Here is a 14,324-nt window from a genome sequence, read left to right as displayed (position 1 = left end):
GCCGCAGGGGTTAACCTTGCGGCCTTTTTCGGCTTAAATGCAGATAAATCTCGTCGCCAGGTGCCTATCCTGTCGCGATAATGCACGCTGGGAAGTTTTCAGATACCGCCTCTCTTAATACCGCTACGATCGGGTATACTCTGACGGCAGTTTTTGTCTATCCGTGGAGAGTCAGTTTGCGTGTCAGTCGCTCGTTAACAATTAAGCAGATGGCGATGGTTGCGGCCGTTGTCATGGTGTTTGTTTTTATTTTTTGCACCGTTTTGTTGTTCCATTTGGTCCAGCAGAACCGCTATAACACGGCTACGCAACTGGAAAGCATCGCTCGCTCCGTCCGTGAACCTCTGTCGGCTGCCATCCTGAAGGGGGATATCCCCGAAGCAGAAATGATTTTAAGCCGTATCCAGCCCGCTGGCGTGGTCAGTCGCGCGGATGTGGTACTGCCCAACCAGTTTCAGGCATTGCGGATGAGCTTTATCCCTGAACGCCCCGTTCCGGTTACGGTGACCCGACTGTTTGAACTGCCGGTGCAGATTTCGCTCCCGGTCTATTCTCTTGAGCGCTCTGCCAACCCACAGCCGCTGGCGTATCTGGTGTTACAGGCGGATTCATACCGCATGTACAAATTCGTGACGAGCACGCTTTCAACGTTAGTGACCATTTACTTACTTTTGTCGTTAATCCTGTCGGTAGCCATCTCCTGGTGTATTAACCGCCTGATTGTGCACCCGTTACGCAAAATTGCTCGCGAACTGAACGATATTCCGCAGCAGGAGCTGATCGGCTATCAACTGGCATTACCGCCTATGCATCAGGATGATGAGATTGGGATGCTGGTGCGTAGCTACAACCTGAATCAGCAACTGGTCCTGCGCCACAGTGAAGAGCAGAACGACAATTCGATGCGCTTTCCGGTCTCTGAACTGCCAAATAAGACGTTCTTAATGGGGCTACTTGAGCAGATTGTTACTGGCCCGCAAACAACTGCGTTGATGATTGTCACCTGCGAAACCCTGCGTGATACAGCCGGTGTATTGACCGAGACCCAGCGGGAAATCCTGCTGTTGACGCTGGTTGAGAAACTGAGATCGGTGCTGGCGCCCAGAATGGTGCTTACTCAGGTGAGCGGCTATGACTTCGCGATTATCGCGCACGGTGTGAAGGAACCCTGGCATGCAATCACATTAGGTCAGCAAGTACTTACTATCATGAATGAACGGTTGCCCATTCAGGGTATTCAGCTTCGCCCGAGCTGCAACATTGGGGTGGCGATGTACTACGGCGATTTGACGGCGGAACAGCTATACAGTCGCGCGCTATCGGCAGTGCTAACCTCGCGTCGCAAGGGTAAAAATCAGATCCAATTCTTTGATCCGCAGCAAATGGAAGAAGCACAGCATCGTTTGACCGAAGAGAACGACATTCTGACCGCGCTTGATCACCAGCAATTTGCGCTGTGGATGCAGCCGCAGGTAGAGATCGCCAGCGGCAAGATGTTGAGTGCTGAAGCTTTATTGCGGATGCAGCAGGCAGACGGAAGCTGGGAATTACCGGAAGGGTTAATCGACAGGATTGAATCCTGCGGTCTGATGGTGACGGTTGGATATTGGGTGCTGGAGGAGTCTTGTCGCCAGCTTGCGGCCTGGCAGGAACGTGGTCTGATGTTACCGCTGTCGGTGAATCTGTCTGCGCTACAGCTCATGCACCCCAGTATGGTGTCGGATCTGCTGGAGTTGTTAAACCGATATCGCATTAAGCCCGGTACCTTGATTCTGGAAGTTACCGAAAGCCGGCATATAGATGATCCAAACGCCGCTGTCGCTATCCTGCGCCCGCTGCGCAATGCGGGGGTACGCATTGCGTTGGATGACTTTGGTATGGGCTATGCGGGTCTGCGACAGTTGCAGCACATGAAGTCACTGCCAGTTGATGTGCTCAAAATCGATAAGATGTTTGTTGAAGGCCTGCCAGAAGATAGCAGTATGATTTCTGCCATTATTCAGCTGGCTCACAGTCTCAATTTGCAAATGATTGCGGAAGGCGTTGAAACCGAAGCGCAACGCGACTGGTTATCACAGGCAGGGGTGGATGTCGCGCAAGGATTCCTGTTTGCCCGTCCGGTTCCGGCAGATATCTTCGAAGAACGCTATTTAGCGAAGGAATCAGCTGATTACAAAAGTTAAAAAAGGTAGCGCTTGTGCGAGCCAGTTCAAAATTTTTAACAAATTTGTATCAATTATGATCCAGGTGCATTTCTGTCATGTTGTGTGGGTGTTACTTTAAGGCCGCAGGTTAAACAAAACCTTACAAGACCTGTGGTTTTTACTTTAAGGACACCCTATGAAAACCTCTATCTTCAAAAGCCTTTACTTTCAGGTCCTGACAGCAATTGCCATTGGTATCCTCCTTGGCCATTACTACCCTGAATTAGGCGCCCAAATGAAACCGCTTGGCGACGCGTTCGTTAAGCTCATTAAGATGGTCATCGCACCTGTTATCTTCTGTACTGTCGTTACCGGCATTGCAGGTATGGAAAGTATGAAAGCAGTTGGCCGCACAGGTGCGGTTGCACTGCTTTATTTTGAAGTGGTTAGTACGATTGCGCTGATCATTGGTCTTATCATTGTCAACGTGGTGCAACCCGGCGCCGGGATGAACGTCGATCCGGCAACGCTGGATGCCAAAGCGGTAGCGATCTACGCCGAGCAGGCAAAAGACCAGGGGATCGTGGGCTTCCTGATGGATATTATCCCGGGTAGCGTCATTGGCGCGTTCGCCAGCGGCAACATCCTGCAGGTATTGTTGTTCGCGGTGATGTTTGGTTTTGCTCTGCACCGTCTGGGCAGCAAAGGCCAGATGATTTTCAACGTAATTGAAAGTTTCTCGCAGGTTATTTTCGGCATTATCAACATGATCATGCGCCTTGCGCCGATAGGTGCTTTCGGTGCCATGGCCTTTACCATCGGTAAGTATGGCGTCGGAACGCTGGTGCAACTGGGTCAGTTGATTATCTGCTTCTACATTACCTGTATCCTGTTTGTGGTCGTGGTTCTGGGCTCCATTGCTCGCGCAACCGGCTTCAGCATTTTCAAATTCATCCGCTATATCCGTGAAGAACTGCTGATCGTACTGGGGACCTCTTCTTCCGAGTCAGCGCTGCCGCGTATGCTTGATAAGATGGAAAAACTGGGCTGCCGGAAGTCGGTTGTCGGGTTGGTTATACCCACGGGCTACTCGTTTAACCTTGATGGGACATCGATATATCTGACTATGGCGGCGGTGTTTATCGCGCAGGCCACCAATAGTCATATGGATATCTTCCATCAGATAACCCTGTTGGTGGTGCTGCTGCTCTCCTCGAAAGGCGCAGCGGGCGTGACCGGAAGTGGCTTTATCGTGCTGGCAGCGACAATTTCCGCAGTAGGGCATCTGCCGGTAGCGGGTCTGGCGCTCATCCTGGGTATTGACCGCTTTATGTCTGAAGCGCGTGCGCTGACTAACCTGGTCGGTAACGGGGTGGCAACGGTCGTTGTGGCTAAGTGGGTGAAAGAACTGGACCACAAAAAGCTTGATGATGTGCTGAATAATCGTGCGCCGGATGGCAAAACGCACGATTTATCCTCTTAATCTCTCCACTTATGCCCGTAGTCCCTTCCAGGACTGCGGGCGTTTGCGCATAATTACCCCCTGTGCCTGAAACTGTCTGTTCGACGGTTTCGGGATTTTTTCACTTCTTCCGTGACATTTTTATGTTCTTGCGGTCTAACACGAAGTGTTTTTAACGTCATATTCAGAGGGTCCTTCTCAGGGCTGTCTTTTTATTTCCAGGATAGTTGATCAGGGGTTCACATGCAGGGCACAAAAATTCGACTTTTAGCGGGCGGCTTGCTGATGATGGCCACTGCCGGCTATGTGCAGGCAGATGCGCTCCAGCCTGACCCGGCGTGGCAACAGGGCACGCTGGCAAATGGTCTCCAGTGGCAAGTGTTAGCCACTCCCCAGCGCCCCAGCGACCGTATTGAGGTCCGCCTGCTGGTTAATACCGGTTCACTCACCGAAAGTACGCAACAGAGTGGTTTCAGCCATGCGATCCCACGTATCGCGCTGACGCAAAGCGGTGGCCTTGATGCCACGCAAGCCCGTTCATTGTGGCAGCAGGGGTTTGATCCTAAACGCCCCATGCCGCCCGTTATCGTTTCCTATGATTCCACGCTGTATAACCTTAGCTTGCCCAATAGCCGGAATGACCTGCTGAAAGAGTCACTTTCTTACCTGGCGAATATTTCCGGCAAGCTGACCATTACCCCTGAAACGGTTAACCATGCGCTGAGCAGCGAAGATATGGTGGCAACCTGGCCGTCAGATACCAAAGAGGGATGGTGGCGCTATCGTCTGAAAGGCTCCACGCTGTTAGGGCACGATCCTGCTGATCCGCTGAAAAAGCCGATTGATGCAGCAAAAATTCAGTCGTTCTACCAGAAATGGTATACCCCGGATGCGATGACGCTGATTATCGTCGGTAACGTTGATGCGCGCAGCGTGGCTGAGCAAATCAATAAAACCTTCGGTGAGTTAAACGGAAAACGTGAAACGCCGGCTCCGGTGCCTACGCTCTCTCCACTGCGTGCGGAAGCGGTAAGCATTATGACCGATGCGGTACGCCAGGATCGTCTTTCCATCATGTGGGACGCGCCGTGGCAACCTATTCGTGAATCCGCCGCGTTGTTACGCTACTGGCGTGCCGATTTAGCCCGTGAAGCGCTGTTCTGGCATATTCAGCAGACGTTATCCAGGAACAACGCGAAAGACATCGGCCTCGGCTTTGACTGTCGGGTGCTGTTCCTGCGTGCACAGTGCGCTATTAACGTTGAATCGCCGAACGATAAGCTGAATGCGAACCTGGGCACGGTGGCTCGTGAACTGGCGAAAGTGCGGGACAAGGGCCTGCCGGAAGAAGAGTTCAATGCGCTGGTAGCGCAAAAAAATCTGGAATTGCAGAAACTGTTTGCCACCTACGGCCGCACCGATACCGATATTTTGATCAGCCAGCGTTTGCGCTCGTTGCAAAACCAGGTGGTGGATATCGCGCCAGAACAGTATCAGCGTTTACGGCAGAACTTCCTTAATGGCCTGACCGTTGAGATGCTGAATCAGGATTTGCGTCAGCAGCTATCGCAGGATATGGCTCTCATTCTTCTTCAGCCGAAAGGGGAACCTGAGTTCAACATGAAGGATCTGCAGGCGACATGGGATAGCATAATGGCGCCGGTTACCGCAGCGGCAACGTCGGCTGAAACGGATGAATCACATCCTGAAGTGACGGATATCCCGCCAGTACAGTAACTTGTAGGCCGGATAAGGCGGTTACGCCGCTATCCGGCATTGGAGATGCCGGGGGCGCTTTGCTTGTCCGGCCTACGGTATGCAGACCGGATAATCGACGTTACTGCGGCATGGCGTCGCGTGGGATAATCGCCCCGCGATGCTGAATAACGGTGCTTGCCGTCAGGTGCCCGCGTTTAGCGGCTTCAGCGGCATCGCCACCGGTTAAACGCACTGCCAGATACCCGGCACTGAAGGAGTCTCCTGCCGCCGTGGTATCGATCACTTTTTCTTTCGGTAATTTTACAGCCGGTACATCGATAAGTCCTTCACCCTCGATGGACACCAGGCAAGAGTCTGCGCCGCGCTTCACAACCACTTCCTGTACGCCAGCTGCGTGAGTCCGGGCAATTACGTCCTCTACGGGTTTTTCACCCCACAGCGCGTCTTCATCGTCCAGCGTCAGGAACGCAATATTGGTGCACTCCAGCATCTGCTGATACACCTGCTGAGTTTCTTCTTTGCTGCTCCACAGACGCGGGCGGTAGTTGTTGTCAAAAATGACCTTGCCGCCGTTGGCGCGACACTCGCGCAGCAGCGACAGCAGTTTGTCACGGCTGGCCGGGCTTAAAATCGCCAGGCTGATTCCGCTCAGGTACAGGTAGTCGAATGTCGCCAGCGTTTTGCAAATGGCGCCGGATTGTTCGCTCTCCAGCCAGAATTTTGCCGCCGCTTCATTACGCCAGTAATAGAAGGTGCGCTCGCCAGTACTGTCAGTCTCAATGTAATAGAGACCCGGCAGACGGTTTTCCATACGCTGGGTTAATGACGTATCGACGTTTTCTCCCTGCCAGGATTCCAGCATTTGCTGGCTGAAACTGTCAGTGCCCAGCGCCGTGACGTAATGTACGGAAAGGGCCGCAGAATCGACCTGACGGGCAATATAAACGGATGTATTCAACGTGTCGCCACCGAATCCGCGCTGAACGTCGGCGCCTTTCTGTGACAGCTCAATCATGCATTCGCCAATCACGGCAATCTTCCTGGACATAGTCGTAACCTGCTCTGAAAAAAATTAGCGTTAGTGTGCGCTGTGGGTGTTAAGTGGTCAACTATATTAAAACAACGTTCCATTATTTTTTTGAGCCAGAACGTGTTCTGTGTCGTTTTTACCGCTGTTTTTATTTTGCGTACTGCTGAACGTAAAGTTCTGCGCCTGAGCGCCGATAACCTTTGACGAGTCCGGTCAGTCACACTCTTATTTACAGGACACCTCAGATGATAAAGCAGGTCACCCAGCAGCTAATTACGCCAGATGCGAGTATCGAATGCTTGCAGGAGCGACGCTATTGGCTGCAGTGCGAGCGTGCTTACACTTATCAGCCCATTTACCAGACCAATGGTCGGCTGATGGCCGTAGAGCTGCTAACCGTCGTGAGCCATCCTGATAACCCTGCTCAACGCATTGCGCCAGACCGTTATTTTGCTGAAGTTGCTGTTCGGCATCGCGTTGAGGTAGTGAAAGAGCAGCTTGAACAACTTGAACTGAAAAGTGATTTTTTCAGAGCCCACGATCTGCTGGCCTCCGTCAATGTCGATGGCCCGACGCTCATTGCGATGCGCCAGGACCCCGAGATCCTGAAAATCATTGAATGCCTGCCCTGGTTACGCTTTGAGTTGGTTGAGCATATCCGCTTACCGAAGGGATCGTCGTTTGCCTCGATGTGCGAGTTCGGCCCGCTCTGGCTGGATGATTTTGGTACCGGGATGGCCAATTTCTCGGCCCTTAGCGAAGTGAGTTACGACTACATCAAAGTGGCGCGGGATCTGTTTGTCATGCTGCGTCAGACGCCGGAAGGCCGTAACCTCTTCACTTTGCTGCTCCAGCTTATGAACCGCTATTGCCGTGGCGTGATTGTCGAAGGTGTTGAAACCCTGGAAGAGTGGCGCGATGTGCAAAACTCACCGGCTTTTGCTGCTCAGGGCTATTTCCTCTCTCGTCCGGTGCCACTGAGTACCCTGGAAGAGGTGATTCTGTCGCTTTGATGCGGATGTAGCGTGCCTCCTTTTCGCCCTGCTGGACTATCTTTAGGACAGGCAAGGGAGGAAGTCAGGAGGAAAACGTGACGAAAACAAGCAAAATAGCCGCATCCGTAGTAGGGTTTTTCTTGTTGCTGATCGTCGTGCTCATCATTGTGATTGCGACATTTGACTGGAACCGGCTCAAACCGACCATCAACCAGAAAGTCTCTACTGAACTCAACCGTCCATTCGCCATACGCGGTGATCTGGGCGTCGTCTGGGAACGCCAGAAGCAGGAAACCGGCTGGCGCAGTTGGGTTCCGTGGCCGCATGTTCATGCTGAAGATATCATCCTCGGCAACCCGCCAGATATTCCCGACGTTACCATGGTGCATCTCCCGCGTGTTGAAGCTACGCTCGCCCCACTGGCATTGCTGACAAAAACCATCTGGTTACCGTGGGTCAAGATGGTGAAACCCGATGCGCGGCTCATTCGGCTGTCGGAGGAAAACAACAACTGGACCTTTAACTTCGCCGGGGATGAAAAACGCGACCCCAATGCGCCGCCACCCGCGTGGTCTTTCAGGCTGGATAACATTTTGTTCGATCAAGGGCGTATCGCTGTTAATGATAAGGTGACGAAGTCGGAGCTTGAGATCCTGGTCGATCCACTAGGCAAGCCGTTACCGTTTAGCGAAGTGACAGGCACCAACAGCAAAGAAGGGGGCGCCAGCGTTGAGGATTACATTTTTGGTCTGAAAGCCCAGGGCCGCTACAACGGTGAGCCGCTAACCGGAACGGGAAAAATTGGCGGGATGTTGGCGTTACGCGGCGAAGGTACCCCTTTTCCGATACAGGCTGACTTTCGCTCGGGCAACACGCGCGTGGTATTTAGCGGCACGATAAATGACCCGATGAATATGGGCGGTGTCGATCTACGGCTTAAATTCTCTGGGGATTCACTTGGGGATTTATACGATTTGACCGGTGTGCTGTTACCGGATACACCACCGTTTGAAACGGACGGGCGTCTGGTGGCGAAAATCGATCCGGAAAAGTCCTCTCTTTTTGAATACCGCCATTTTAATGGTCGCATTGGCGATAGCGATATTCACGGGACGCTGGCCTACACCACCGGCAAGCCGCGACCCATGCTGAAGGGCGATGTGGAATCACGCCAGCTGAGGCTGGCGGATTTGGGGCCGCTGATCGGTGTGGATTCAGGCAAAGGGGCAGAACGGGCAAAACAATCTGAACAGCGCAAAGGTGAGAAGAGCGTTCAGCCTGCTGACAAGGTGTTGCCGTATGACCGTTTTGAAACCGACAAATGGAACGTAATGGATGCTGATGTGCGTTTCAAAGGACGGCGTATCGAACACGGCAGTAGCCTGCCAATCAGCGATCTCTCCACCCATATCCTCCTGAAAAATGCTGACTTGCGCCTGCAGCCACTGAAATTTGGCCTCGCAGGGGGCAGTATTGTTTCCAGCATTCATCTGGAAGGGGATAAAAAACCGATGCGGGGGCAGGCGGATATTCAGGCTCGCCGCCTGAAGCTAAAAGCGCTGATGCCGGACGTGGAGTTGATGCAGAAAACGCTCGGTGAGATGAACGGTGACGCCAGGTTGAGCGGTAGCGGAAATTCAGTGGCTGCGCTGCTGGGTAACAGCAACGGTAACCTGAAGCTATTGATGAATGATGGATTGGTCAGTCGCAATCTGATGGAGATCGTTGGGCTGAATCTGGGTAACTATATCGTCGGACAAATATTCGGTGATGACGAAGTACGGGTGAACTGCGCAGCGGCAAATCTGGATATCGTCAATGGCATCGCGCGCCCACAAATTTTCGCGTTCGACACAGAAAACGCGGTGATCAACGTGACCGGGACTGCAAGCTTTGCATCTGAGCAACTGGATTTAACCATCGACCCGGAGAGCAAGGGCATTCGTATTATTACCCTGCGTTCGCCGCTGTATGTCCGTGGGACCTTTAAAAATCCACAGGCTGGCGTGAAGGCCGGGCCGCTGATTGCACGCGGTGCGGTGGCTGCCGCGCTGGCAACGCTGGTTACGCCAGCGGCGGCGCTGCTGGCGCTAATTTCTCCGTCTGAAAACGAAACGAATCAGTGCCGGACAATCCTGTCGCAGATGAAGAAGTGATGAGCGCGCCGGATGCGGTGTAAACACCTTATCCGGCCTACGGGGGATTGCAGTCTGTAGGCCTGATAAGCATAGCGCCATCAGGCAATCAAATTACAGCGATTGATGCCGTGTCTCATGGGTTAACAGCAGCGCAATCAGCGTTAAAGCCGCCATCGATGCCAGATACGTACCGACCGCCGCCAGACCGTAGTTCCCCTGCAGCCATGCGGCAATATAAGGGGCAACAGAGGCACCGAGAATTGACGAGACGTTATATGAGAACGACGCTCCCGTATAGCGCACTTCAGTCGGGAACAACTCCGGCAGCAGTGCCCCCATCGGGCCGAATGTCAGACCCATCAGGCTCAGGCCAAGCAACAGGAAAGCGAACACCAACACCGGATTGCCAGAACCGAGCAGCGGTTTAAAGGCAAACAGCGCAAACAGAATGATAAGCGTGGTGATGATGAGCATGCTCTTGCGACGACCAAACGCATCGGCCAGCAGGCCAGCCACTGGTACCATAACGCCAAAGCCAATAACCGCCATCATCAGCATCCACAACACTTCATTACGCGGCAGGCCAAGCCCTACGGGGGCTGCGGCAGTGCTGAACGTCATCGAATAGACGGTCATGATATAAAACAGTGTATAGGTCGCCAGCATGATGAATGTGCCAAGGATCGTCACACGAACATGTTTTGTCAGCAGAGTACCCAGCGGGATTTTCACCTGTTTTTTCGCTGCGGCGACTTTGGCAAATACCGGCGATTCGTGGAGAGAAACACGGACGTAGAGACCGATAATGACCAGTACGGCAGAGAAGATAAACGGCACGCGCCAGCCCCAGCTCATAAACTGTTCGTCGGTCAACAGCCAGGAGAGCAACAGGAACGTGCCGTTAGCGAAGAAGAAACCGATAGGCGCACCCAACTGCGGGAATGAACCGTACAGCGCGCGTTTACGCGGTGGTGCGTTTTCCGTTGCCAGCAACGCCGCGCCGCCCCATTCACCGCCCAGACCTAAACCCTGACCAAAACGCGCCAGCGCCAGCAGCAAGGGGGCGAAAATGCCGATTGTTTCATAGCCCGGCAGCAGGCCAATCACAACCGTTGAAATCCCCATGGTGAGCAGTGAAGCAACCAGCGTGACTTTACGTCCAACACGATCGCCGAAATGGCCGAATACGGCGGAGCCGATCGGGCGGGCCACGAAGGCGATAGCAAAGGTAGCCAGCGACTGTAGTGTGGCCGCCGTGGGGTCACCCTGCGGGAAGAAGATGTGGGGGAACACGATCACCGCCGCGGTCGCGTAAATATAGAAGTCGAAGAACTCAATGGCAGTGCCGATGAGCGAAGCGACGACGACTTTATTGCGCGAATTGACCGGGGCGTGTTCCTGTTCGTTATCGAGTGTTGTGGCGGTTGCTTGCATAATATTTTCTTATTTTGGGTCGAACGAAAGGCCATATTACGCACAGCAAAAGAGACATTTCAATCTGTAACAAACTTTGAGATCGGTCAAAAATGGAGCAAAAAGGGGATAATTTTTAGGCTTGAGATTTCACTTCCATGAAATGCTTCACACAATTTAAAACTTAGTTGATAAAACTGGTTTTTGGTTAAATAAAAGTTACGTTCTGGATTTATTCACTAAATCGGTGAGAGCAGGCGGCATTATAATTGCCGGATGGCGCTGCGCTTATCCGGCAATTCACAACTAATCCGGCGGTGGCTATTGCGTTTTCCCCGGCATACGCGGGTCGTCTTTGTATTCCGCTGTGGCAATCCAGGCGGCGCAGAACAGGGTCAAACGCGCGAAGAAGTAAAAGAATGCCATCAGCCCAAGCACCGAACCAAACGCCGCGCCGGAGGGGGATTTTACCAACGATGGCAGCGTGTAGGTCATGACGATCTTAATCACCTCAAAGCCAATAGCCGCAATAAATGTTCCGCGAATCAGCGCCTTCTTACGCGGTCGGTGACGCGGTAGCCGCCAGAAAATCCAGAAGAACAGCAAATAGTTGGCGAAAATGGAGATCGCCAGACCAATCAATCGCCACGCGGGTTTCAGCCACTCAATACCGTCGAGATACAGTGCCGAGATGATCATTTGCTGGGCAGAACCGGCAATGGAGGTAATCGACAGCGTAACGATCAGCGCAATCAGCAATCCAATCAATGAGACAAAATCACGCAGGTATTTAACCCATATTTTTTCCTGATCCTGCGGTGTGCGTTCCCAGAGGTCCCGCGACTGTGCACGAATAGCTTCACGCAGGTTTCCCATCCAGTTAATACCAGAGTAGAGGGCGATTCCAAGCCCCACCAGACCCACGGTGGTACGTTGCTGAACGGCAGTATTGATGGTGTTTTTCAGCGTCGAGGCCAGCGTCGGATCGCTAACGTTGAGCAATATTTTGCTGAAGATATCCTGTAATAACGTGGGGTGTGAGGCGAGAATAAAACCGGCCGCCGCAAACGACACCATCAGGATAGGGATCATCGACAGGAACGAGAAATACGTGATGGCTGCGCCAAACTGATTTCCCATTCGGTCATTAAAACGCTCTGCTGCGCGGATCAGGTGGGCGATAACAGGTTGACGTTGAATTTTATCTGCGAAGGTTATGACTGTTTTCAGCGCCTGGTTCGCTGTGGCGTTTTTCACCGGCGTTGTGGCGGTTTGCTGTTGTTCAGGCGTAGGGTGCTTTGCGTCGTGTTCCTGCGTCATCCGATCGGTAGTCCTTATTTTGTTTACTCATGACATTATAGCCGCTCAGACCCACTTCCCGAAAAATGGGCTAATCCACATAGTCTTTCATCACACCGGTCAACCATTCCATGAACAGATGTACCCGGCGGGAAAGGTTCCGGCGATGTGGATAGAGCAAAGAAACGGGCATGGGTTCGGCCCGATATTGCGGTAACACTTCAACCAGCGCACCGGCGCGAAGGGCTTCACGCACCCCGACGCGTGGTACCTGAATAATGCCCAGCCCGGCAAGACATGCCGCATGATAGGTTTCTGTGCTGTTCACGGTCAGCATGCCGCCCGTTTTTACCCATGCAGTCCCATTGTCTGTAGCCACCTCGAAGCCCTGTGCGCGTGTTCCCAAATTGACCGAATAATGCACCACGGCATGTGAGGCCAAATCCTCCAGGCTTTCCGGATAACCAAAGCGGGCCAGATACTGTGGACTGGCACAGTTAATCTGCGTGAGTTTCCCCAGCGGTCGGGCAATCAGCCCCGAATCTTTCAGTGTGCCAACGCGTACGACGCAGTCGAAACCCTCACGAATTAAGTCTACCAGGCGGTCACTGCTGCTGAGTTCAAGCTCCAGCCCTGGATACTGATGCAAAAAGACGGGCAGGCGGGGCATGACCAGATTTCTCGCCACGCCAACCGGCATATCGACGCGCAGCTTACCGCTGATACTGGCTGGATCGTGATGGAACAACCCATCCAGTTCATCCAGATTGCTCAACAGATCTTTTGCACGTTCGTAATAGATCATGCCGTCTTGTGTGAGCTGAACGCGGCGGGTAGTGCGGTGCAGAAGCTGCGTACCCAGATGATTTTCCAGGGCCTGGATTTGGCGCGATACGCTACCTTTAGGAAGTCCAAGGGTGTCTGCCGCATGCGAAAAACTCTCCAGTTCTGCGACGCGGATGAACAACTGCATTGCGTGAATTTTATCCATTCCCATGCCCTATTGTTGTTCTGAATGAAACAGTAATGCGCAATTAGCGATATTTATTGTTCTTCTACCACCTAATAAGCTTTGTCTCAATCATCACAACATCTGAAATGAGGTTTCTTATGACGCAACGTATCGCATTAGTGACCGGTGGCGGTCGTGGGCTCGGTAAAAACGCGGCACTTAAGCTGGCGAACAAAGGAATAGGTATCGTCCTGACGTGGAACAGCAATGAAAAAGAGGCGCAGCAGGTTGTGGATGAAATTCGGCAATCTGGTGGAAAAGCAGCGGCATTACCGTTAAATGTCGGGGATATTTCAACTTTCCCATCCTTCGTTGAACAGATGAAGCACACCTTAAAGGCACAGTGGCAAAGCGAAGGGTTTGATTATTTATTGAACAATGCCGGAATCGGCATTACTGCGCCGTACTCTGCATTCACCGAAGCGCAATTTGACCAATTGCTGAGCATCCAGTTTAAGGGGCCATTTTTCCTGACGCAGAGTCTTCTTCCGCTGATGAACAAGGGGGGAAGGATCCTCAATGTCTCGACCGGCCTGGCGCGTTTTGCTCTACCGGGCTACAGCGCCTATGCCGCCATGAAAGGGGCGATGGAAGTGCTTACCCGGTATCAGGCTAAAGAGTTGGGGGAACGCGGTATTACGGCAAATATTATTGCGCCGGGCGCGATTGAAACTGATTTCGGCGGTGGGAACGTGCGTGATAACGCGCAACTGAATGCATATATTGCCTCGCAAACGGCGCTGGGACGCGTCGGGTTACCGGATGATATCGGTGATGCCATCGCCGCGTTGCTCAGCGATGAACTCGCCTGGATGACTGCACAGCGTATTGAGGTATCTGGCGGGATGTTCCTGTAACGTGCAACGTGCTTATTCAATAGGCTGCGATAGCTGTTGAATGAGCACTTAATGCTATATTGTAATTTGTAACATATTTATTATTTTTTCAGGATATCTTATTTTCAGCTAAAAATGTATTCTCTGAAAATTAATATTAATAAGGAATTCTGACCCTCGATAAATGAGGAATGTCTCAGAAATCTATCCTGTTCTGCCCGCTTTGTGTAATCCTTTTTCTTGAGCTGTAACTATTCATAACTCTTGCTTTTTTAT

General features: G+C 52.4%; 10 protein-coding genes. 6 read left to right on the top strand and 4 right to left on the bottom strand.

Features of this window, described 5'->3' with window-relative positions; translation table 11 throughout:
- Window positions 1–176 precede the first annotated feature (176 nt).
- The 3 genes from hmsP to SK32_RS19035 all read left to right on the top strand — a co-directional run bounded on the left by hmsP (window position 177) and on the right by SK32_RS19035 (window position 5,343).
- Complete coding sequence (gene hmsP, locus SK32_RS19045; RefSeq protein WP_075551445.1) at window positions 177–2,183, top strand: biofilm formation regulator HmsP; 2,007 nt, start codon at window positions 177–179, stop codon at window positions 2,181–2,183.
- 157 nt (window positions 2,184–2,340) lie between these two features.
- Window positions 2,341–3,627, top strand: coding sequence for a C4-dicarboxylate transporter DctC (gene dctA / locus SK32_RS19040; protein WP_048213643.1), 1,287 nt, complete (start codon window positions 2,341–2,343; stop codon window positions 3,625–3,627).
- A gap of 222 nt (window positions 3,628–3,849) precedes the next feature.
- Entirely contained in the window at window positions 3,850–5,343 is a 1,494-nt protein-coding gene (locus SK32_RS19035) for a M16 family metallopeptidase (protein WP_048213642.1), read from the top strand.
- Window positions 5,344–5,443: 100 nt separating this feature from the next.
- Here the strand turns inward: SK32_RS19035 and SK32_RS19030 are convergent, their stop codons facing one another.
- Entirely contained in the window at window positions 5,444–6,373 is a 930-nt protein-coding gene (locus tag SK32_RS19030) for a 2-dehydro-3-deoxygluconokinase (RefSeq protein WP_048213641.1), read from the bottom strand.
- Between the two features lie 227 nt (window positions 6,374–6,600).
- Here SK32_RS19030 and pdeH point away from each other — a divergent pair, with 227 nt between their 5' ends.
- Both pdeH and SK32_RS19020 read left to right on the top strand, forming a co-directional pair.
- Complete coding sequence (gene pdeH / locus SK32_RS19025; RefSeq protein ID WP_005133851.1) at window positions 6,601–7,368, top strand: cyclic-guanylate-specific phosphodiesterase; 768 nt, start codon at window positions 6,601–6,603, stop codon at window positions 7,366–7,368.
- 77 nt (window positions 7,369–7,445) lie between these two features.
- Window positions 7,446–9,506 carry an AsmA family protein gene (locus tag SK32_RS19020; protein ID WP_048213640.1) on the top strand — a complete coding sequence of 687 codons (2,061 nt, stop codon included), beginning with the start codon at window positions 7,446–7,448 and terminating at the stop codon, window positions 9,504–9,506.
- A 93-nt stretch (window positions 9,507–9,599) separates the two neighbouring features.
- Here the strand turns inward: SK32_RS19020 and SK32_RS19015 are convergent, their stop codons facing one another.
- The 3 genes from SK32_RS19015 to SK32_RS19005 all read right to left on the bottom strand — a co-directional run bounded on the left by SK32_RS19015 (window position 9,600) and on the right by SK32_RS19005 (window position 13,191).
- Window positions 9,600–10,922 (bottom strand): MFS transporter, encoded by a 1,323-nt coding sequence (locus SK32_RS19015; RefSeq protein ID WP_048213639.1) that lies wholly within the window; start codon window positions 10,920–10,922, stop codon window positions 9,600–9,602.
- A 300-nt stretch (window positions 10,923–11,222) separates the two neighbouring features.
- Window positions 11,223–12,221: an inner membrane protein YhjD gene (gene yhjD, locus SK32_RS19010; RefSeq protein WP_048213638.1), complete on the bottom strand. Its 999-nt coding sequence runs from the start codon at window positions 12,219–12,221 to the stop codon at window positions 11,223–11,225.
- A 70-nt stretch (window positions 12,222–12,291) separates the two neighbouring features.
- Window positions 12,292–13,191, bottom strand: a complete 900-nt coding sequence (locus SK32_RS19005; RefSeq protein WP_048213805.1) for a LysR family transcriptional regulator — start codon at window positions 13,189–13,191, stop codon at window positions 12,292–12,294.
- Window positions 13,192–13,310: 119 nt separating this feature from the next.
- On the opposite strand from SK32_RS19005, the gene SK32_RS19000 reads away from it, so the two are divergent.
- Window positions 13,311–14,069: an SDR family NAD(P)-dependent oxidoreductase gene (locus SK32_RS19000; RefSeq protein ID WP_048213637.1), complete on the top strand. Its 759-nt coding sequence runs from the start codon at window positions 13,311–13,313 to the stop codon at window positions 14,067–14,069.
- Window positions 14,070–14,324 lie beyond the last annotated feature (255 nt).

The organism is Citrobacter sp. MGH100 (genome assembly GCF_001034465.1).
In the GTDB taxonomy this organism is placed as follows: Bacteria; Pseudomonadota; Gammaproteobacteria; order Enterobacterales; family Enterobacteriaceae; genus Citrobacter; species Citrobacter youngae.
The sequence above is the reverse complement of the archived record's forward strand: the minus strand, read 5'-3'. Positions and strand labels throughout refer to the sequence as shown.

Excerpts from the sequence above, each read along its gene's own strand:
- dctA (WP_048213643.1), top strand. The coding sequence starts at position 2,341 with ATGAAAACCTCTATCTTCAAAAGCCTTTACTTTCAGGTCCTGACAGCA.
- SK32_RS19035 (WP_048213642.1), top strand. The coding sequence starts at position 3,850 with ATGCAGGGCACAAAAATTCGACTTTTAGCGGGCGGCTTGCTGATGATG.
- SK32_RS19030 (WP_048213641.1), bottom strand. The coding sequence starts at position 6,373 with ATGTCCAGGAAGATTGCCGTGATTGGCGAATGCATGATTGAGCTGTCA.
- pdeH (WP_005133851.1), top strand. The coding sequence starts at position 6,601 with ATGATAAAGCAGGTCACCCAGCAGCTAATTACGCCAGATGCGAGTATC.
- SK32_RS19015 (WP_048213639.1), bottom strand. The coding sequence starts at position 10,922 with ATGCAAGCAACCGCCACAACACTCGATAACGAACAGGAACACGCCCCG.
- yhjD (WP_048213638.1), bottom strand. The coding sequence starts at position 12,221 with ATGACGCAGGAACACGACGCAAAGCACCCTACGCCTGAACAACAGCAA.
- SK32_RS19005 (WP_048213805.1), bottom strand. The coding sequence starts at position 13,191 with ATGGATAAAATTCACGCAATGCAGTTGTTCATCCGCGTCGCAGAACTG.
- SK32_RS19000 (WP_048213637.1), top strand. The coding sequence starts at position 13,311 with ATGACGCAACGTATCGCATTAGTGACCGGTGGCGGTCGTGGGCTCGGT.